This window comes from Streptomyces sp. NBC_01334, assembly GCF_035983595.1.
Lineage (GTDB): Bacteria > Actinomycetota > Actinomycetes > Streptomycetales > Streptomycetaceae > Streptomyces > Streptomyces coriariae.
Genome location: NZ_CP130718.1, coordinates 9009715 through 9028703, shown reverse-complemented (window position 1 = coordinate 9028703; position 18989 = coordinate 9009715). Strand labels below are relative to the sequence as shown.

Genomic DNA, 18989 nt, shown 5'->3' with positions numbered 1-18989 from the left:
TCAGGACTTTCCGCGTTCATCGGATTCTTGGTATCAGCCGATGAGCCGCGACGGGATGTCATGGGGGGCCGTTCCGGTGAATTCGGCGGCAGACGGGCGCGGATCGGTTTGAGAAGCGGCGAGGTGCGCCGGGGTGCCCGCGGGGCGTTCCTTGTGCACGAACGCCCGGCGCAGCGCGTGATACGGGGCGTCCGGGTCGTCGAACGTCCGCCGCATCCGGGCGAGCTCCCGCTCCCGGTACGCGGCCAGCGGGGTTTCGCTCTCCCGCCGCTCCAGCTCCGTCTTCTTCGCCGCGATCCTGCTGCCCGTCGTCGGCAGGGCGGCCAGGTGCGCGGCCAGGCGGCCGACCTCCCCCGCGAAGGCTCCCGGGGCACCGTCCACCACCCGGTCGACGAGCCCGAGGCCCAGCGCGCTCGCCGCGCTCACCGGCAGCGCCTCCCGCGCGAGGCGTTCGGCCACCGCCGGGCCCACTCTGCGGGGCAGGGTGTACGTCCAGTACTCCGAGCCGTACAGGCCCATCAGCCGGTAGTGCGGGTTCAGCACGGCACCCGAGCGGCACCACACCTCGTCCGCCGCCAGGGCGAGCATCACCCCGCCCGCCGCGGCGTTGCCCGCGACGGCCGCGACCACCAGCCGGTCGGTCGTCGTCAGGACCGCCTCGACCAGGTCGTCGATGGCGTTGATGTTCGCCCAGGACTCGGCGGCGGGGTCGTCGGCGGCCTCGATGACGTTGAGGTGGATCCCGTTGGAGAAGAAGTCCCGCTCGCCGCCCAGCACCAGCACCGACGTGGGCCGCGCGCACGCCTCCCGGTAGGCGTCCAGCAGCCGCCGGCACTGCCCGGTGCTCATCGCGCCGCCGGGGAAGGAGAACGACAGGAAGCCGACGTCGCCGCTCTCCCGGTAGCGGATGTCCGCCCAGGTGGCCTCCGGCACCTCGGGCAGGGGCGGCAACCGGTCACCGAGGGCCGCGGTCGCGGGCAGCTTGTACGTCGGCGGCTGCCCGGGGAGCCGCCGGGCCCGCAGCTCCGGGATCCACACGGCGCCGTCCCTGGTGGCCCGGCAGACCGCTCCGGCCCGGGTCGCGAGCAGCTCGCCCGGGCGGCCGCGCAACACGCTCTCGGGGTGACCGCCGTGCAGGTACCACTCGCCGCCGAGCAGCGTGTCCAGCACACCGGGCTGCGAGTCCGCCGCCCTCAGCTTGCGCAGGACGGTCCCGGTCGCGTCCTCGGCCCAGTCGACGCGCCGGACACTCTGGTCCAGGTACGGACGCGGACGCAGGCGGGCGTCGGCCGCACCGACCGTGTCCTGCCTGCAGGGCACGTGGGTGCCCCCGGCGAAGCGCTCCACCGCCAGCAGGACGGCCTCGAGCGCCGCGTCGGCGATCTCGCCCCGGTACAGCTCGCTCTTCGGCACCCGAGGCAGCCGACAGGGCACACAGGCCCACACGTCGCCGGCGTCCATCTCCCCGTCGGCCTGGAGGACGGTGACACCCCACTCGTCGATGCCCTCGTGGATCGCCCAGTCCAGGGAGGACGGTCCACGGTCGCCCACGGGGCCCGGGTGGACGACGAGACACGTGTGGGCCGACCAGACCTCCTCGGGGATCGCCGACTTCAGCATCGGCGCCACGATCAGCTGCGGCGCGTGCCGTCGCACGGCGTCCGGCAGCGAACAGCCCGGCAGGGCGAGTTCCACCGCCACCCGGTGGCCGCGGTCGCGCAGCTCGGCATGGACGCGCTGGGTCAGGCTGTTGAACGCGCTGGCTAGGAGCAGGATGTGCACGGCTGCCTCCGGGCGGGACGAACGGCAGGCAGAAATGGCCGCCGCCGCGATCCTCGGCCCTGGCGGCCCGCCGTCCCCGACGACAGGCGGTCGGATCATCCGAAATCATCCGAAAGCGGGCAAGCATCCGTCGTCCGGTGTCACCCACCGGCCCTCTCCTCACCCGCGGCCTTCACCTCACCCGCGGCCCTCGCCTCACCGGCGGCGGCGCCGGAACCCCGGAACCCCGGGCATCCCGGGTCACCCCCCGAAGGAGATCACCGTCGTCGCAGACCGCTGGTGATGCGTTCCCACGGAGAGCGGGTTGCGCCGAAATGGGTCTCGTGCGCCCAGATGTGGGTGCACGACCGGCACTGGAGGTGGAGCAGGCTGCCGGCGTTGGAGAGCAGGTAGCGCCAGTGCTCGGAGCAGGTGCGGCCCTGCTCGCAGGTGGCGCAGCCGCGCCGGTCGTCGCAGTTGGGGCAGGCCACCCAGGCCCGGCGCCCGATGTCGGCCTGGGGGTCAAGCGGCAGCATGGCCACCCCCTCGGCGCGGCAGCACGCCGGCCGCGACCAGCTCGTCGTACATGCGCTGCTGCTCCGCGTCGAGGCCGGAGTACAGCAGCTCGTACGCCGCTTCCTCGTCGCGCAGCACGGTGACGGGGTCCCAGTCGGGGCCGAGCGCGTCCAGGACATGGGCGCGCCGGAGCAACTCGTGGGCGGTCAGGTCGATGGTCAGGTCGGCCGAGGGGTGGGCGCCGGGCCGGTCCGCGGTGGGCCGGCCCGCCGCGCCGGATTCGTCCGGCTCGTCAGGAAGGGCGCGATCATGGGGGGACATGTGACCGAACGTAGGTAAGCCTTCCTCACCCGGACAAGAGCAGGTGGGAGAAGTCACAGCGGTCCGGGTCCGATCCACCCGACGCGGTGGGGGCGCACGGCCGTGTTCAGGTCATGACATCGCCACGGGTGATCGGCGTAATCTTGGCGCCGTGTCGACGGAGCGGGCCGGGGCCGGTGCGGCGGATTGGGCGCGGAGCGGTGTCATGGCGCTGACCGGGCACCTCGACGGACCGCCGCTGGTACCACCCGGGAACGCGGCCGCCTTCGCCGGCCGCATCTCCGCACGGCTCGCCGCCGCCACGGCGGACAGCGCTCATCCGGTGCGGGTGGACGGTGCGTCGCTCCTCACGGAGCGGGCCGCGTTCACCGGGCACCGCCGGCGGGGGCGGATCTCGGCGGGCGGCGCGGGCCGGTTGCTGCCCACCGCGGACGGCTGGGCGGCGGTCTCCTGCGCCCGCCCTGACGACCCGCTGCTGTTGGGGGCGCTGGTCGGGGCCGCCCTGCCCGACGACCCGTGGCCCACGGTGGCCGCCTGGCTGCGGACGCACACCGGGGCGGAGCTGGCCGAGCGGGCCGCGCTGCTCGGTCTCGCCGCCACGCCCGTGGACCCCTCCCCGGCCCTCCCGCTGCCCGCGCCCGGTCGCCCCAGGTCTCCGGCGGGCCTTCTCGTCGTCGACTTCAGCGCGCTGTGGGCGGGTCCGCTGTGCGCCCAGCTCCTCGGCCTCGCCGGCGCCCGCGTGGTCAAGGTGGAGACGCCGCAGCGCCTCGACGGAGCGCGCCGGGGCAGCCCCGGCTTCTTCCGGCTGCTGCACGCGGGCCACCGCGCCGTTCTCCTCGATCCCACGACGACTGGCGGGCGGCGAGCGCTGTCCGCGCTCGTCGACGCGGCGGACGTCGTCATCGAGGCGTCCCGACCGCGCGCCCTGGCCGGGTTCGGTCTCGACGCGGAGGCATCGGCCCGGCAGGGCACGATCTGGGTGTCCGTCACGGCGGACGGCCGCGGCTCCCCGCGCGTCGGTTTCGGCGACGACGTGGCCGCGGGCGCCGGGCTGGTGGCCCAGGACGCCCGGGGGGAGCCGGTCTTCTGCGGCGATGCGCTCGCGGACCCGCTGACCGGCCTGTTCGCCGCCGAACTCGCCCTGTCGGCACCGGAGAACGGTCGGGGACGGCTGTTCGACGTCGCGATGTCCCAGGTGGTCTCCGCGACCCTGGCCGACGCCCCGGGCTCCCCCACCGGCACCGCTCACCGGGACGGCGCCGGCTGGGCCGTCGACACCTCCGACGGAGCCGTGCCGGTCGCCGCGCCCCGCCGTCGGACCGTGAGCGGCCACGCTCCCGAGCCGGGCGAGCACACCGCCGAGGTCCTGCGCGAGCTGCGGATCCCTTCGCCATGACGACGGGAGTGCTGCTCCGCGACGCAGAGCTGGACGGACGCACGGTGACGGACGTACGCGTCAGCGGCGGGAGCGTCGTCGAGATCGGCGTACGGCTGACGGCCCACCCCGGCGAGGACGTGCTCGACGCCCGGGGCGGGGCCCTGCTGCCCGGCCTCTGCGACCACCACCTGCACCTGCACGCCCTGGCCGCGGCGGCCCGCTCCGTCGACTGCGGCCCGACTGCGGTGACGACCCCGGAGGGACTGGCCGAGGCCCTCGCCCAGGCACCCGCCGACGAACGCGGCTGGGTCCGCGGCATCGGGTACGCCGAGGGCGTCGCCGGTCTGCTGGACCGCGTCGCGCTGGACCGCCTGCATGCCGCCCGTCCGGTGCGCGTCCAGCACCGCAGCGGCGCGCTGTGGACGGTCAACACCCTGGGGGCACAGGCCCTGGACCTCGCGCGCGCGGATCACGCGGGCGTCGAACGCGACGGTCGGGGACGTCCCACCGGCCGGCTGTGGCGCGCCGACGACTGGCTCCGCACCCGTACCTCCGGGGCCCGCCCCCCCGATCTGCGGCCGGTCGGCGCCCGACTCGCGGGCCTGGGCATCACGCACGTCACGGACGCGACCCCGGATCTCGGTGCCACGGCGATCGACGCGATCGGCGAGGCCGTGCGCACCGGGGCGCTCCCCCAGCGGGTCCGGTTGCTGGGCGCGCCCCTGCACTGGACCGCGCCCGGCGGCCCGCGGTCGCCGACCGCCGGACCCTACAAGATCGTCCTCGCGGACTCCGGCCTCCCGGGCTTCGACGCGCTGGTGGAACGCATCCGCGCGGCGCGTCGTGCGGGCCGGGCGGTGGCCGTGCACTGTGTGACCCGCGAGGCCTTCTTCCTCCTGACCGCCGCTCTCGACGCGATCGGCGGGCGAGCCGGCGACCGGATCGAGCACGCCTCGCTGGTACCCGCCGAGTCGATCCCCCGGCTGCGGGACCTCGGTCCGGCCGTGGTGACCCAGCCGGGGTTCATCGCGGACCGCGGTGACGACTACCTGCGCGACGTCCCTGCCGGGGACCACCAGGACCTCTACCGGGCGCGGTCGCTGATCGAGGGCGGCGTGCCGGTCGCGCTGGCCAGCGACGCGCCGTACGGCCCGGTCGATCCATGGCTGGTGATCGACGCGGCGGTACGACGGCGTACCCGGTCCGGACAGATCGTCGGCCCGGGGGAAGGTCTCACCACGCTGCAGGCGCTGGAGGCCTTCCTCGGGCCGCCCGACGCTCCCGGCGGCCCGCCGCGGAAGGTCGCCCGGGGAGCACCGGCCGACCTCGTCCTGCTGCGCGTACCCCGAGCGGCGGCCCTGGAGCGGCCGTCCGCGGACCTGGTGGCAGCGACGCTGATCGCCGGCGCCGTCGTGTGGTCGCGCCCGCGCTGATCACGGTGTTCGCCCGGCCCGACGTCGGAGCGGAGGCCACAATCGTCGTACGGAAGGGCCCAGGTCCGGCCCGGTGGATCGCGGCGCGCGTCCGGTGAGTCGCGGCGCGCGCCCGGCCGCGCGCACGCTGTCCGCGGTGTCCGGTCAGCGATCTGCGGACTGCGGTCCGTGCTGCGCGGTCGGCGATCTGCGGGGGGGGGGCGCGCCGGTCCCGGACGCGGACCGGCAGGGCGGCCGCCGACCCGTCAGCGCTCGTGCGTGGTGTCGTCCTCGCCCGCCTCCAGCAGGGTGGCGGCCGCGCCGATGATCCGCGGGTCGGGGCGGCCGACGACCTCGTCGTCCTTGTCGGCGTAGTCGAAGCGGGCCAGGACACTGCGCATGGCCTCCACCCGGGCCCGCTTCTTGTCGTTGCTCTTCACCACCGTCCACGGGGCGTGTTCGGTGTCCGTCTCACGGAACATGGCCACCTTGGCGGCGGTGTAGTCGTCCCAGAGGTCGAGGGAGGCCAGGTCCATCGGGCTGAGTTTCCACTGCCGCACGGGGTCGACCTGGCGAATCGTGAACCGTGTGCGCTGCTCGCCCTGCGACACGGAGAACCAGAACTTGACCAGTTCGACCCCGTCGTCCACGAGCATCCGCTCGAACAGGGGTGCCTGGCGCATGAAACGGCGGTACTCGTCGTCCGTGCAGAAGTCCATCACCCGCTCCACACCGGCACGGTTGTACCAGGACCGGTCCAGCAGGACGATCTCGCCGGCGGTCGGCAGATGCTCGACGTAGCGCTGGAAGTACCACTGTCCGCGCTCGCGTTCGGTCGGCTTCTCCAGGGCGACCACACGGGCACCGCGCGGGTTGAGGTGCTCGGTGAACCGCTTGATGGTGCCGCCCTTGCCCGCGGCGTCACGGCCCTCGAAGACGATCACGAGCCGCCGCCCGGTCTCCTTGATCCAGCTCTGCAGCTTCAGCAGTTCTATCTGCTGGAGCCGCTTGTGCAGGTCGTACTCCTTGCGCTCCATGCGCTGGTCGTACGGGTAGTTCTCCCGCCAGGTGTCCACGGGGGTTCCGTCCGGCCGGATCAGCACCGGATCGTCGTGGTCCGTGTAGTCGACGCGCATGCCTGACAGCAGTTGGTCCATCTCGCGATGGAAGCAAGCATGTCCGTACACGGGGCGAACGGCGCGCGAAGCCCAGGTGTCCGCTGCGGCGAGGGGGGCGCCGGACGGTGTCCCCCGGCCCGCCCCGGCCGCGCGCCGACCGCGCTCGCCGACGCGCTCCGCGCCTGCCGAAAGAGCCCGTGAGGCCAGGAGAGGCCGAGGTCACAGGAGGGAAGCGGCCAAGGTCACAGCCGCGCCCTCTGCTGTCGCTCGGCCCGTCTGGCCTAGCATCCGAGCATGACGGTCCTGCCCGACGACGGGCTTTCGCTGGCCGCCGAGTTCCCTGACGCGACCCATGAGCAGTGGCAACGCCTCGTGGCGGGTGTGCTGCGCAAGTCGGGCAGGGACGTCTCGGACGCGGCAGCCGAGGAGGCCCTGTCCACCGCGCTGGAGGACGGGCTCCACCTCCGGCCCCTGTACAGCGCGCACGACGCCGCACCCGACCCCGGCCTGCCCGGTTTCGCGCCGTTCGTCCGCGGCGGCCGGGCGGAGGGGAACTCCGTCGGCGGCTGGGACGTGCGACAGCAGCACACGGCCGACGGCGCGGTCCTCGCCGATCTGGAGAACGGCGTCACGTCGCTGTGGCTGCTCCTCGGCGACGGCGGCATGCCGGTCGCCTCGCTCGGTCGGGTCCTCGACGGCGTGTATCTCGACCTGGCACCCGTCGTCCTCGACGCCGGAAGTGACGTCGAGTCCGCCGCGCAGGAGTTGCTGCGGCTGTACGAGGAGCGCGGCGTCGCCAGGGAGGCGGCGCGCGGCAACCTCGGTGCCGACCCGCTGGGCCACGAGGCCCGTACCGGCCGGGGTTACGACTTCGCGCCCGTGGCCGGTCTCGCGCGCCGGTGCGCCGAGGCGTATCCCGGGCTGCGGGCGTTGACCGTGGACGCGCTGCCGTATCACGAGGCCGGCGGTTCGGCCGCGCAGGAACTGGGCTGTTCGATGGCGACCGCGGTGGCGTATCTGCGGGAGCTGACCGAGGCGGGCCTGCCGGTGGAACACGCCTGCGCCCAGCTGGAGTTCCGGTACGCGGCCACCGCCGACCAGTTCCTGACCGTGGCCAAGCTGCGGGCGGCGCGCCGGCTGTGGGCGCGGGTCACCGAGGTCTGCGGGACCGCGGTCGGACAGGTGCAGCACGCCGTGACCTCGCCGGTGATGATGGCCCGTCGCGACCCCTGGGTGAACATGCTGCGCACGACCGTCGCCACGCTGGCGGCCGGGGTGGGCGGTGCCGACGCGGTGACCGTGCTGCCCTTCGACCACGCGCTCGGCCTGCCGGACGCCTTCGCGCGGCGCATCGCCCGCAACACGTCCACGATCCTCATCGAGGAGTCGTACCTGTCCCGGGTCGTCGACCCGGCCGGCGGCTCCTGGTACGTGGAGCGGCTCACCGACGAACTCGCCCGTGCGGGCTGGGAGTTCTTCCAGGAGATCGAGCGGACGGGCGGCCAGGCGGCCGCGCTGCGCTCGGGCCGGATCGGCCAGGACCTGGCGGACACCTGGGAGGCCCGCAGCGCGAGGCTGGCCAAGCGGCGCGAGCCCGTCACCGGTGTCAGCGAGTTCCCGGACCTCGGCGAGCGCCCGGTGGAGCGGGCGCCCGCGCCCGCTCCCCGCTCCGGCGGGCTGCCCCGGGTACGGCGCGACGAGTCGTACGAGGGGCTGCGCGCCCGGTCCGACGCCCACCTGGCGGCGACCGGATCCCGCCCACGGATCTATCTGGCCGCCCTCGGCCCCGCCGCCGCGCACACCGCCCGCGTCGGCTTCGCCGCGAACCTGTTCCAGGCCGGCGGCATCGAGCCCGTCACGCAAGGCTCCTTCGCGGACAGCGGCGCCACCGAGGCCGTCCTCTGCTCCAGCGACGCGCTGTACGAGGAGCAGGCCGCGACCCTGGCCCGGGAGCTCAAGGACGCGGGTGCCTCGCACGTGTTCCTGGCGGGCCGCCCGGGGCAGTACCCGGGAGTCGACGCGTACGTCTTCGCGGGCTGCGACGCCGTCGCCGTGCTCTCCGCCGCCCTCGACCGCATGGGAGTGTCCTGATGGGAATCCCCGACTTCTCCGGGATCGAACTGGGGACCCCGGCCGCCGACGGCGGCGCCGACGAGTGGCGTACGGCCGTCAAGCAGGCCACCGGCGGTGACGAGCCGCTGTGGGAGACGCCGGAGGGCATCGGGGTCAAGCCGCTGTACACGGGTCGTGACCTGGAGGGCCTGGACTTCCTGGGCACCTACCCGGGCGTCGCCCCGTATCTGCGCGGCCCGTACCCGACGATGTACGTCAACCAGCCCTGGACGATCCGCCAGTACGCCGGCTTCTCCACCGCCGAGGAGTCCAACGCCTTCTACCGCCGCAACCTGGCGGCCGGTCAGAAGGGCCTGTCGGTCGCCTTCGACCTGCCCACCCACCGCGGCTACGACAGCGACCACCCGCGGGTGACCGGCGACGTCGGCATGGCAGGCGTGGCCATCGACTCCATCCTCGACATGCGCCAGCTCTTCGACGGCATCCCGCTGGACAGGATGACCGTGTCGATGACGATGAACGGCGCCGTGCTGCCGGTCCTCGCCCTCTACATCGTGGCCGCCGAGGAACAGGGTGTACCGGCGGAGAAGCTGGCCGGGACCATCCAGAACGACATCCTCAAAGAGTTCATGGTCCGCAACACCTACATCTACCCGCCGAAGCCGTCGATGCGGATCATCTCCGACATCTTCGCCTACACCTCGCAGCGGATGCCCCGCTACAACTCCATCTCGATCTCCGGCTATCACATCCAGGAGGCGGGTGCGACGGCCGACCTGGAGCTGGCGTACACGCTCGCGGACGGCGTGGAGTACATCCGGGCGGGCCGTGAAGTGGGCCTGGACGTGGACGCGTTCGCGCCCCGGCTGTCGTTCTTCTGGGCGATCGGCATGAACTTCTTCATGGAGATCGCCAAGCTGCGCGCGGCCCGCCTGCTGTGGGCGAAGCTGGTGCGGCAGTTCGACCCGCAGAACCCCAAGTCGCTGTCCCTGCGCACCCATTCGCAGACCTCAGGCTGGTCGCTGACCGCGCAGGACGTGTTCAACAACGTGACGCGTACGGCCGTGGAGGCCATGGCGGCGACGCAGGGCCACACGCAGTCGCTGCACACCAACGCCCTGGACGAGGCGCTCGCGCTGCCCACCGACTTCTCCGCCCGCATCGCCCGCAACACCCAGCTGCTGATCCAGCAGGAGTCCGGCACGACCCGCGTGATCGACCCCTGGGGCGGCAGCGCGTATGTCGAGAAGCTGACGTACGACCTCGCCCGCCGGGCCTGGCAGCACATCCAGGAGGTGGAGCAGGCGGGCGGTATGGCACAGGCCATCGACGCCGGAATCCCCAAACTGCGGGTGGAGGAGGCGGCGGCCCGCACCCAGGCCCGCATCGACTCCGGACGCCAGCCGGTGATCGGCGTCAACAAGTACCGCGTCGAGACCGACGAACAGATCGACGTGCTGAAGGTCGACAACTCCTCGGTGCGCACCCAGCAGATCGCCAAGCTGCGGCGCCTGCGCGCGGAACGCGACGAGAGGGCCTGCCAGGACTCGCTGGACGCCCTCACCCGCGCCGCCGCCGGCGAGGGCAACCTGCTGGAACTGGCGGTGAACGCCGCCCGCGCGATGGCCACCGTCGGGGAGATCTCCGACGCTCTGGAGAAGGTCTACGGACGGCACGCGAGCCAGATCCGTACCATCTCCGGCGTGTACCGCAACGAAGCCGGGGAGTCACCGTCCGTGGAACGCACCCGCACCCTGGTGGACGCCTTCGAGGAGGCCGAGGGCCGCCGCCCGCGCATCCTGGTCGCCAAGATGGGCCAGGACGGCCACGACCGCGGCCAGAAGGTGATCGCCACCGCCTTCGCCGACCTCGGCTTCGACGTCGACGTCGGCCCGCTGTTCCAGACCCCGGGCGAAGTGGCCCGCCAGGCCGTCGAGGCGGACGTGCACATCGTCGGCGTCTCGTCACTGGCCGCAGGACACCTCACCCTCGTACCGGCACTGCGCGAGCAACTCGCCGAGGAGGGACGCGAGGACATCATGATCGTGGTCGGCGGAGTGATCCCGCCGCAGGACGTGCCGACGCTCCTGGAGATGGGCGCGGCGGCCGTCTTCCCGCCCGGCACGGTGATCCCGGACGCGGCGTACGACCTGGTCGAACGGCTGTCGGCCGGCCTCGGGCACGAACTGTAAGCCCCATGGCCATCGACCTCGACACGTATGTGAAGGGTGTGCTCGACGGCAAGCGGGCCCTGGTGGCCCGCGCGATCACGCTGGTCGAGTCCACCCGGCCCGATCACCGCACCCTGGCCCAGGGGTTGCTGACCGAGCTGCTTCCGCACAGCGGCAAGGCGCGGCGGATCGGCGTCAGCGGGGTGCCGGGCGTGGGCAAGTCGACGTTCATCGACGCGTTCGGCACGATGCTGACCGGACTGGGCCACCGGGTCGCGGTGCTCGCCGTGGACCCGTCCTCCAGCCGGACCGGCGGCTCGATCCTCGGCGACAAGACGCGGATGGAACGCCTGGCCGTCGACCCGGCGGCCTTCGTGCGTCCCTCCCCGACCTCGGGCACGCTGGGCGGGGTGGCCAAGGCGACGCGCGAGTCGATCGTGGTGATGGAGGCCGCGGGCTACGACGTCGTCCTGGTGGAGACCGTCGGCGTCGGCCAGTCGGAGACCGCGGTCGCCAACATGGTCGACTCCTTCCTGCTGCTCACCCTCGCCCGCACCGGCGACCAGCTGCAGGGCATCAAGAAGGGCGTCCTGGAACTGGCCGACGTCATCGCCGTCAACAAGGCGGACGGCCCGCACGAACGCGACGCCCGTGCCGCGGCCCGTGAACTGGCGGGCGCCCTGCGGCTCATGCACGGCAGGGACGCCGCGTGGACCCCGCCGGTCCTCAGTTGCAGCGCCCGCGAGGCGGCCGGCCTGGACACCGTCTGGGAGCGCCTCGAACAGCACCGCACCCTGCTCGACTCCACCGGCCGACTGGCCGCCAAGCGCCGTGAGCAGCAGGTCGACTGGACCTGGTCCATGGTCCGCGACGAACTCCTCGGCCGCCTGCACGCCGCCCCGGCGGTACGGTCCCTGGCACCCGCCCTCGAACAACAGGTCAGAGACGGCGAGTTGACGGCCACACTGGCCGCGGAGCGCATCCTGAAGGTGTTCGGTGGAGAGGACAACTGAGGAACTGCCCACGCACGTTCGTGCGGGTCTGCCGCTCCGGTGTCGCACTCCCCCGGGCCGGCGTGCGGCGGGCCGGTTCACCCGGCGGGCAGTCGCCGCCGGTCGATATTCCGTTGGAGCAGGCCGTTTCCGCGCTCCTATAGTGGCGGCCATGCGCGCCTCCTACCCCCGAACCCCCCATGTGCCCTGGTCACCGGGCTTTTCCGCGGACGATGTGCGGGCCGGTGGTCTGGGCGGGTTCGTGGGGCGGGAGATCGTCGTCACGGAGAAGCTCGACGGGGAGAACACCACGCTGTACGCGGACGGGCTGCATGCCCGCTCGCTGGATTCCGCGCACCATCCGTCGCGAGCGTGGGTCAAGGCCCTGCAGGGTCGGCTGGGAGCGCGGATACCCGCGGGGTGGCGGGTGTGCGGAGAGAACCTGTACGCGCGGCACTCGATCCCGTACGACGACCTGGACAGCTACTTCTACGGGTTCTCCGTGTGGGACGAGCGTGACCGGTGCCTGGGCTGGGACGAGACCGTGCGGTTCCTGCGGGGGCTGGGCGTGCCGGCGCCGCCGGTGCTGTGGCGGGGGACGTTCGACGAGCGGGCGCTGCGACGTCTGCGGGTGGAGACCGGGCGGCAGGAGGGTTACGTCGTACGCACCGCCGAGGGCTTCGCGCGGGAGGACTTCGCCGGGCGGGTCGCCAAGTGGGTGCGGCCCGGGCACGTCACGACGGGGACGCACTGGATGCACGCGGCGGTCGTCGCCAACGGGCTCGGACCTGCGGCCGCGCTGTGGGCCGTGCGGTCCGGGGCGGCGCCGGACGCGGGGGCGCTGGGCGGGGTCGTGGGCGTGGCGGACGGCGACGCGGACGCCGCCGCCGAGGTGGGTGCGCGGCTGGACGCGCTGGGACGGAGCGGGGAGGCGCGGCTCGCGGGGGTGCTCGCCGCGCTGCTCCACCGCACGCGACGGCCGTGGCTGATGAGCCGCGCCGCCGGATCTCTGGGCGTGCCGCTCGCGAGGCGGATCGCCGACCTGGTGGGACTGCACACCGCCGTGCACCGGCCGTACCCGGACGCGGAGCGCCGGGCCGGACTCGTGCGGATGTCGTTCGCCACCGACCTGGGGGTGCTGCACGCCGTGGCGGGAGCGGTCGCGGAGGACGAGCAGGCGCGGGACCAGGCGCAGTGGTCGGCTCTGCACGCGGAGGAGGCCGGGCTGCTCGGCGAGAGGCCGCTCGGGCCGTTGCGGTCCGGGCTGCGCCGGGCGCTGGCGGGCGAAGGGATCGGCGGTGCAGCCGGGGACCGGTGCTGGGCGGAGGCACGGGAGCTGTACGCGCAGGGGCGGGTCTCCACGGTGGAGGAGGCCGTCGCGGCGACGTGGCGGTGGCGGAGCGGGGACTTTCCGCGGCTGGTGCACCTGGTGGGGCCGTCGGGCAGCGGCAAGAGCACCTTCGCGGCGCGGCTGAAGGACGTTTCGGCGCGCGTCGAACTGGACGGACTGCGTGCGGCACGCGGCTCGCGGGCGGACCAGAAGGCCAACGGGGAGGTGCTGCGGGAGGGGCTGGAGCGGCTGGACGGAGCGCTCGGCGCCGGTGGCACGGTGGTGTGGGACGCCACGTCGCTCAACCCGCACCAGCGGTCCCTGGTGCACGCCGTGGCACGTCGCCGGGACGCGCTGGTCACGCACGCCGTGGTGCTCGCCGACGAGGACGAGCTGCTGCGCCGCAACGCCACGCGCGCCCATCCGGTGCCGGCGGACGTGCTCTCGGGACAACTGCGCCGGTTCGTGCCGCCGTATCCCGGTCAGGCGCACCGCACCTGGTACGTGGGCGCGGACGGGACCGTGGAGGACCGCGACGGCACACTGGACGGGGAGGACGTCTGATGCGTACCAGCGAGGAGATCTATCACCGCGTGCGCTGGGACCCCCGCTTCGATCCCGCGCGGTTCGTGCTCGGCATCAACCAGCGCGGCGCGGCGCCGAAGCGGGTGCCGCTGCCGACGTTCGTGCCGGGCGGCGAGATCCCGTGGCACCGGGTGCTGTTCGTGGAGGCGGACGGCGAGGTCGTGTGGGACCGCGCCACTGGCGTGGACCGCGTCGACGCGTCCGGCGCCGGCCGGGCGCGCGAGGCGCGGCGACTGCGGGCGCCCTTCTTCACGGCACGCCCGCCGCACGCGTGGGACGTGTCCGCCGGGCGTTGGACGCCCGCGGCGTCCGCCCAGGGGGAGACGGGGCGGGAGCGGGTACGGGTGCTGACCTGGAACACCCTGTGGGACCGCTACGACAGCGACCGCATCGACACCGCCCTGCGCCGCCCGCTGCTGCTGGAGGCGCTCGAGCGCGCCGACGCGGACGTCATCGCCCTCCAGGAGGTCGAGGCGGGGCTGCTGGCCATGTTGCTGGACGCCGCGTGGGTACGGGCCCACTACACCGTCGGCGCCGACCCCTACGGGAAGGACGTAGACGACTGCGGTCTCCTCCTGCTCAGCCGGCTGCCGGTGCGGGAGGCGGCCCTGCACGTCCTCGGCCACCACAAGGCCGTCACCGCCGTCGTGGTGGACACGGTGTCCGGACCGCTGACCGTGGCCGCCACCCATCTGACGAGCGACCACTCCGAGGACGGGCCGACCCGGCGCGGCGCCGAACTGACCCGGCTCGCCGAGGGGCTGGCCGGGGTGACGGGTGGCCTGGTCCTGGTCGGCGACTTCAACGACGGCGGCCCCGGACCGGCGCGCACGCTCGGCATGCGCGACGCCTGGACCGAGGCGCACGGGCCGCACGATCACACGCCCACCTTCGATCCCGGCGTCAATCCGCTGGCCGCGGTCTCCTCGCTGTCGGGCCGGGTCTCGCGTCTCGACCGCGTCTTCGTCCGCCCCGGCGACGGTCCGCGCGTCACCGAGGCGGCGCTGCTGGGCGACACGCCCAACCCTGCGGGGCTGTACGTCTCCGACCACTACGGGGTCGCCGCGGACCTGCACTGCGGTGCCGACACGCCCGTCGACGTGCTCGACGTCGCGCCGAGCCCTCGTACGGCACTGGCGTGGGTCCCTCCGCGCGAACTGTGGCCGGCGCTCCAGGACGTGCGCCGCGACCACGACGTGCAGATCCGGCGCTGGCCGCCGCACGTCAACGTGCTCTTCGGGTTCGTCCCCGAGTCGGACTTCGAGCGGGCGGCCCCGCTGCTGGCCACGGCGGCCGCGCAGGTCGCGCCGTTCACGGCACGGCTGGAGGGGCTGCACAGCTTCGGCCACCGGGACGGCGCCACGGTGTGGCTGGACCCCGCGGCCGAGGACGAGACGCCGTGGGCGGAGCTGTGGCAGGCACTCGTGCGGCGCTTCCCGCGCTGCCGTGGACGCCACGACGGATTCACCCCGCACCTGAGCCTCGGCCGGACCGCCGACCCGCGGGCCGTCGCCGTCGACTGCGCGGCCCGTCTCTCCCCGATGACCGCGCCGATAGGCGAACTGGTCCTGCTGTCACGGCGGGGCGAGGAACCGATGCGGCCGCGGGCCACGGTCGCCCTCGGCACCGGCGAGGTGCGATGGCTTGCCGAGCCTGCCCTCGGCAGGCCCGACCGCGGGTGGGAGGACTGGGCCGCGCCCGCCGCCGACGCGGCCGTCCTGCCCGCCCCGGACGACGCGGCGGCCGAACACGTCGTGCGGCGCCTGACCGACGCGCTCGGCGAGGGCGCCGTCCGTCTCGCGGGGTCGCGGCGCATGGGCTGCGCGCGGGCCGGATCCGATGTGGACGTCGTCGCGGCACTGCCCGGCGCCGTGGACCTCGCGGCCGTGCGGGAGCGGGTCACGGCGGCGCTGCCGGACGCCGAGCGGATGCGCGAGGTCGTCGGCGCGCGCGTGCCGGGTCTGCGGTTCCGCTTCGGCGGGCTCGACGTGGATCTGGTGGTCGTGGCCACGGGGTCGATGCCCGCCAAGGACGCGTCGGCCCGGCGGGCCGAACTGGGGGAAGACGCGGCGATCGCGCTCAGCTCGGTCTCCGACGCGGAGGCCGTGCTGACGGCCGTGGGCGTCCACCGAAGGCGGCAGTTCGTGGTGCTGGCACGAGGGGTGAAGGCGTGGGCGCGGGCGCGCGGCCTGGACGGGGCACCGTTCGGCGGCCTGCCCGGAGTGGCCTGGGCGGTCCTTGCGGCTCTCACGGTCCGCCGGTCCCCGGACCTCGTGGACTCCGGCGATCTGCTGCGACGGTTCTTCGGCACCTGGGCCGCGTGGGACTGGCGGGAGCCCGTCGGTCTTGCCCCGGAGGGTCGCGGGACCGACGCGGCCGTGACCGTGCTGACGCCCAGCGCCCCCGTGCGCTCGTGCACCGAACAGGTAGGCCCGCACGGCCGGGACCTGCTGAGCCAGGAGCTCTACAGCGCCTGGGAGACGGTGGAGGCCGCGGCCGAGTCCGGTACGGATCCCTGGCCCGAGCTGCTCTGCCCGCCGCCCCTGCACCGACGGCACGCGGCATGGGCGGTCGTGACGGTCCCGCGCCGACAGGAGGAGGTCTTCGACGAGCTCAACGGGCGTGTACGCGGACGTATGCGCGCGCTGCTCAGGGCGTTGCAGGAGGCGGGGGTCCAGGACGCACACGCCTGGCCGCAGCCCCTGGCCCCCGGGCCCACGTCCACCGAGGGACCCGCGAGCGCGCGCTACGCCATCGGGCTGGGGCACACACCTCTCGACGCGGAACGGCTCGCGACCATCGCAGGCCGGTGGAGCACCGGCCTGCCGGGCGTCCAGGTGACACGGGTCGAGGGCGGGGCGATTCCCACCGTGCGCTGACGTACGGACGACCGCCGACACGCCGGGCACTGCCACGTCCACGTCCCCCCAGGGCTGCGCACTGCGCCCTGCGCATCGCCCGCCGCGCGGCGGATCCTCGAGGTCCGGCAGGTGCTCGAAGGCGGGGCGTCCGGGCGGGAGATCGTCAAGGCCTGTGGGTGAGGGGCGTATCGACCCAGCGGCGATAGGCGTCCACGTCGACGTTGCTGCCGCACACGATGGTGGCCACGTGCCGACCGGCGAAGCGGTCACGGTTCTCGAGGATCGCCGCGATGCCGAGCGCGGCCGACGGTTCGACGACGAGGCCGGCGTCGTCGAGGAGCATCCTCATTCCGGCGATGATCGACGCCTCCTCGACCAGGACGGCGTCGTCGGCGACCAGGAGGAGGTCGTCCAGGACGGCCGGGATGGGGCGTCGTCCGGCGACACCGTCGGCGATGGTGTCGGTCGAGTCGGTGGTGACGACGCTGCGTCGGCGCCACGACCGTGTCATCGCCGGTGCGCCCAGCGGCTGGACGCAGACCACCTCGACCTCGGGCGCCAAGGCCTTCACCACATGACCCACCCCGGTGGCCAGCGCCCCGCCGCCGAGAGCGATCAGGACCGTGTCGAACGACGGCGCCGTGTCCACCAGTTCCAGGCCGATGGTCGCCGCGCCCTCGCAGGTCTCGATGTCCAGGCTGTCCTCGACCAGCCGGATGTCGTCGTGCCGCGCGACAGCCGCCGCCCGCTCGCGAGCCATGTCGAAGTCGCCGTCCACCAGCTCCAGCCTGGCCTCCAACGCGCGGATGCGATCCAGCTTGGCCGCGGACGCGAAGCGGGATGCCACGACGGCGACCTCGAGCCCCCGGGAGCGGCCGGACCAGGCGAGGGCCTGGCCGAGGTTGCCCGCGCTGGCGCACACCACGGCTCGGGGGCCGTGGTCGGCGAGCAGGCTCGCGACGACCTCGGTGCCGCGCGCCTTGAAGCTGCGGACGGGGTTCGCCGTTTCGAGCTTGATACTCACCGCGCACCCGAGCCGGGGCTCCAGCGCCTCGCAGCGGTACAGCGGTGTGTCGAGGAACACCGGGTCGATCACCCGGCGGGCCGCCCGGATACGAGCGGTGTCGAGGCGCGTCTCCTGCACGACATGGCAGCGTAGTGCCGTCGGCGCTGCTCCATCGAGCAATTGTCCATTCCTGCGGGTCGGTTGAGCTCGATCCGACTGTGTGAGCCTCGGGGCGCGCGACGACGTGACCGGGTGCGAAGGGGGCTTCGGCGCGACGAGGGCGACGATGTCGGGTGCGTACACGGATCGCCGCCGTGCCCGGGGGGACCCGACCCGGTGGACACGTGAAGAGAACCATCTCCTCCGCTTGTCCGTACTATCTCTCCATCAGTGCTCTGCACAGGGCTTTGCAGTGATGTGCCCGGCAGGCATCGACCCGCCCGGAGGGCGGGCCCGGCAGGTCCTTCGACTGCCGCCTCACACCGAGGAAAGGTTGTGCGCTTCATGTCCGAGAACGCCTCCGCCACCGAACTCACCTCGCAGTACACCGCTCAGGTGACCGCCGACCTGGAACGCAACACCAAGGAGCAGGAACGTGTCGGCGCGGAAATCGCCGCCCTGCAAGAGCAGTTGGCATCCCTCCAGCGGGATCACACGGTGCTCGTCAACATCCAGCAGGCCATCGACGCGGTGCCGGTGCCCGGCACGACGGCACCACCGTCCGGCAACGTCCCGGTGCCCGCCCCGCGCAAGAAGACCGCCCCGTCCGGCACGCGCAAGAAGACCGCCCCGTCCGGCACGGGCAAGCGGACCCGGCCGAGCAGGAAGACCGCCGCCCAGCCCGCCCGGCCGACCGGGAAGACGGCCGAGGAGACGGCCGACAAGCCGAGCGCGGGCAAGCCGAGCGCGGGCAGGACCGAAGTCGCGCAGACGGCGCAGCCGACCCTCGTGGACCTGGTCCGCCGCCACCTCACCGAGCAGAGCGAACCCCGCTCGGCAGCGGAGATCGCCACCGCCCTCGGCCAGACCCACCCCGACCGCGCCATCAAGACCACCGTGGTCCGCACCACCCTCGAAGGCCTCGTCGCCAAGACCCAGGCACAACGCTCCAAGCAGGGCTCATCCGTCTTCTACACTTCCGCCGACGCATCCCGGTCCGCCGCGACCGCACCGTCCGAGGAACAGCCCGCGCCGGCCGACGCATGACACCTTCCGTTCCGTGCCTGCGGGCCGGCCCGGAGGCACGGAGGGAAAGCTCCTGAAGCCCGCCGTTCGACCCGCCACCCCGGACGGTTCCGCCTGCGCACCCACGGCGCGAACGCGTGGGGGTACCGGCGCAGTTCGAGGGAGACCGAGATGTCGGCGATGATACGAGTCATACTTCCGGTCAAGCGCCGCCTCCCCATCATTTCTACAGTGCTGTAGATTCGATTCGGGCGCAACCGCGCATGACATCCCGATCGGT

The 18989-nt window shown here is 73.6% G+C and carries 13 protein-coding genes; 8 read left to right on the top strand and 5 right to left on the bottom strand.

The window, feature by feature from the left end:
* Positions 1 to 33 precede the first annotated feature (33 nt).
* From OG736_RS40155 to OG736_RS40145, 3 genes are all read right to left on the bottom strand, one after another.
* Positions 34 to 1782, bottom strand: coding sequence for an enoyl-CoA hydratase-related protein (locus OG736_RS40155; protein ID WP_327186824.1), 1749 nt, complete (start codon positions 1780 to 1782; stop codon positions 34 to 36).
* Between the two features lie 257 nt (positions 1783 to 2039).
* Positions 2040 to 2297 (bottom strand): hypothetical protein, encoded by a 258-nt coding sequence (locus OG736_RS40150; RefSeq protein WP_142267680.1) that lies wholly within the window; start codon positions 2295 to 2297, stop codon positions 2040 to 2042.
* The gene (locus tag OG736_RS40145) at positions 2284 to 2598 is read right to left on the bottom strand and encodes a DUF6400 family protein (RefSeq protein ID WP_327186823.1); all 315 of its coding nucleotides are present in this window, start codon (positions 2596 to 2598) and stop codon (positions 2284 to 2286) included. The genes OG736_RS40150 and OG736_RS40145 overlap by 14 nt, the downstream gene beginning before the upstream one ends.
* A gap of 205 nt (positions 2599 to 2803) precedes the next feature.
* On the opposite strand from OG736_RS40145, the gene OG736_RS40140 reads away from it, so the two are divergent.
* Positions 2804 to 3994, top strand: a complete 1191-nt coding sequence (locus OG736_RS40140; protein WP_327186822.1) for a CoA transferase — start codon at positions 2804 to 2806, stop codon at positions 3992 to 3994.
* Entirely contained in the window at positions 3991 to 5409 is a 1419-nt protein-coding gene (locus OG736_RS40135) for an amidohydrolase family protein (protein ID WP_327186821.1), read from the top strand. Before OG736_RS40140 ends, OG736_RS40135 begins: the two co-directional genes overlap by 4 nt.
* Before the next feature lie 245 nt (positions 5410 to 5654).
* Here OG736_RS40135 and ppk2 read toward each other — a convergent pair whose 3' ends face one another.
* Positions 5655 to 6545, bottom strand: coding sequence for a polyphosphate kinase 2 (ppk2, locus tag OG736_RS40130; RefSeq protein ID WP_327186820.1), 891 nt, complete (start codon positions 6543 to 6545; stop codon positions 5655 to 5657).
* 255 nt (positions 6546 to 6800) lie between these two features.
* On the opposite strand from ppk2, the gene OG736_RS40125 reads away from it, so the two are divergent.
* From OG736_RS40125 to OG736_RS40105, 5 genes are all read left to right on the top strand, one after another.
* Positions 6801 to 8597 carry a methylmalonyl-CoA mutase family protein gene (locus OG736_RS40125; RefSeq protein WP_327186819.1) on the top strand — a complete coding sequence of 599 codons (1797 nt, stop codon included), beginning with the start codon at positions 6801 to 6803 and terminating at the stop codon, positions 8595 to 8597.
* The gene (gene scpA, locus OG736_RS40120; protein ID WP_327186818.1) at positions 8597 to 10771 is read left to right on the top strand and encodes a methylmalonyl-CoA mutase; all 2175 of its coding nucleotides are present in this window, start codon (positions 8597 to 8599) and stop codon (positions 10769 to 10771) included. The genes OG736_RS40125 and scpA overlap by 1 nt, the downstream gene beginning before the upstream one ends.
* A gap of 5 nt (positions 10772 to 10776) precedes the next feature.
* Positions 10777 to 11763: a methylmalonyl Co-A mutase-associated GTPase MeaB gene (meaB, locus tag OG736_RS40115; RefSeq protein ID WP_327186817.1), complete on the top strand. Its 987-nt coding sequence runs from the start codon at positions 10777 to 10779 to the stop codon at positions 11761 to 11763.
* A 151-nt stretch (positions 11764 to 11914) separates the two neighbouring features.
* Positions 11915 to 13636 (top strand): RNA ligase family protein, encoded by a 1722-nt coding sequence (locus tag OG736_RS40110; RefSeq protein WP_327186816.1) that lies wholly within the window; start codon positions 11915 to 11917, stop codon positions 13634 to 13636.
* Positions 13636 to 16536, top strand: coding sequence for a poly(A) polymerase (locus tag OG736_RS40105; RefSeq protein ID WP_327186815.1), 2901 nt, complete (start codon positions 13636 to 13638; stop codon positions 16534 to 16536). Before OG736_RS40110 ends, OG736_RS40105 begins: the two co-directional genes overlap by 1 nt.
* A gap of 145 nt (positions 16537 to 16681) precedes the next feature.
* Here the strand turns inward: OG736_RS40105 and OG736_RS40100 are convergent, their stop codons facing one another.
* A complete protein-coding gene (locus OG736_RS40100; protein WP_327186814.1) occupies positions 16682 to 17662 on the bottom strand; it encodes a threonine ammonia-lyase in 981 nt (326 codons plus the stop codon).
* 366 nt (positions 17663 to 18028) lie between these two features.
* Between OG736_RS40100 and OG736_RS40095 the strand changes: the two genes are divergently transcribed.
* A complete protein-coding gene (locus OG736_RS40095; protein WP_327186813.1) occupies positions 18029 to 18730 on the top strand; it encodes a hypothetical protein in 702 nt (233 codons plus the stop codon).
* Positions 18731 to 18989: the final 259 nt, after the last annotated feature.

Excerpts from the sequence above, each read along its gene's own strand:
- OG736_RS40150 (WP_142267680.1), bottom strand. The coding sequence starts at position 2,297 with ATGCTGCCGCTTGACCCCCAGGCCGACATCGGGCGCCGGGCCTGGGTG.
- OG736_RS40145 (WP_327186823.1), bottom strand. The coding sequence starts at position 2,598 with ATGTCCCCCCATGATCGCGCCCTTCCTGACGAGCCGGACGAATCCGGC.
- OG736_RS40140 (WP_327186822.1), top strand. The coding sequence starts at position 2,804 with ATGGCGCTGACCGGGCACCTCGACGGACCGCCGCTGGTACCACCCGGG.
- OG736_RS40135 (WP_327186821.1), top strand. The coding sequence starts at position 3,991 with ATGACGACGGGAGTGCTGCTCCGCGACGCAGAGCTGGACGGACGCACG.
- ppk2 (WP_327186820.1), bottom strand. The coding sequence starts at position 6,545 with ATGGACCAACTGCTGTCAGGCATGCGCGTCGACTACACGGACCACGAC.
- OG736_RS40125 (WP_327186819.1), top strand. The coding sequence starts at position 6,801 with ATGACGGTCCTGCCCGACGACGGGCTTTCGCTGGCCGCCGAGTTCCCT.
- scpA (WP_327186818.1), top strand. The coding sequence starts at position 8,597 with ATGGGAATCCCCGACTTCTCCGGGATCGAACTGGGGACCCCGGCCGCC.
- meaB (WP_327186817.1), top strand. The coding sequence starts at position 10,777 with ATGGCCATCGACCTCGACACGTATGTGAAGGGTGTGCTCGACGGCAAG.
- OG736_RS40110 (WP_327186816.1), top strand. The coding sequence starts at position 11,915 with ATGCGCGCCTCCTACCCCCGAACCCCCCATGTGCCCTGGTCACCGGGC.
- OG736_RS40105 (WP_327186815.1), top strand. The coding sequence starts at position 13,636 with ATGCGTACCAGCGAGGAGATCTATCACCGCGTGCGCTGGGACCCCCGC.
- OG736_RS40095 (WP_327186813.1), top strand. The coding sequence starts at position 18,029 with ATGTCCGAGAACGCCTCCGCCACCGAACTCACCTCGCAGTACACCGCT.